Raw genomic sequence first — 542 nt, forward strand, 5'->3', positions numbered from 1 at the left:
AGTCCCCTGCTCTACCGACTGAGCTATCTGGGCATTTGGCGGAGAGGGTGGGATTCGAACCCACGGCCCCTTTCGAAGTCACTGGTTTTCAAGACCAGCTCCTTAAACCACTCGGACACCTCTCCATATTCTACTTCCAATGATTCATCCGAGGATCGAACTCGGGACACCCTGATTAAGAGTCAGGTGCTCTGCCAGCTGAGCTAATGAACCTTAACTTTAATATTTAATGGCTGGGGATGCAGGACTTGAACCTACGCATACATGAGTCAAAGTCATGTGCCTTACCGACTTGGCTAATCCCCAATATATGTGGTGAGCGCACAGGGATTCGAACCCCGGACACACGCCTTAGAAGGGCGTTGCTCTATCCAGCTGAGCTATGCACCCACAATAAATATGTATAAATTAAATAAAAAATGGTGCGGATGAAGGGAGTCGAACCCCCACGCCAATGGCGCTAGATCCTAAGTCTAGTGCGTCTGCCAATTCCGCCACATCCGCGCATTTTTTTGGTGGAGGATGGTGGATTCGAACCACCG

5 tRNA genes are annotated in these 542 nt (G+C 50.0%); all 5 read right to left on the bottom strand.

The annotated features are described in order from the left end of the window. Positions 1–36: 36 nt before the first annotated feature. Positions 37–125 (bottom strand) — tRNA-Ser (locus tag IC174_RS20730). Between the two features lie 15 nt (positions 126–140). Then, positions 141–213, bottom strand: a tRNA-Lys gene (locus IC174_RS20735). A gap of 17 nt (positions 214–230) precedes the next feature. Next, positions 231–306: transfer RNA gene (locus IC174_RS20740), tRNA-Gln, on the bottom strand. Between the two features lie 7 nt (positions 307–313). After that, positions 314–390: transfer RNA gene (locus tag IC174_RS20745), tRNA-Arg, on the bottom strand. A gap of 30 nt (positions 391–420) precedes the next feature. Continuing rightward, positions 421–504: transfer RNA gene (locus tag IC174_RS20750), tRNA-Leu, on the bottom strand. Positions 505–542: the final 38 nt, after the last annotated feature.

This window comes from Clostridioides sp. ES-S-0001-03 (assembly GCF_020676075.1).
GTDB lineage: Bacteria > Bacillota > Clostridia > Peptostreptococcales > Peptostreptococcaceae > Clostridioides.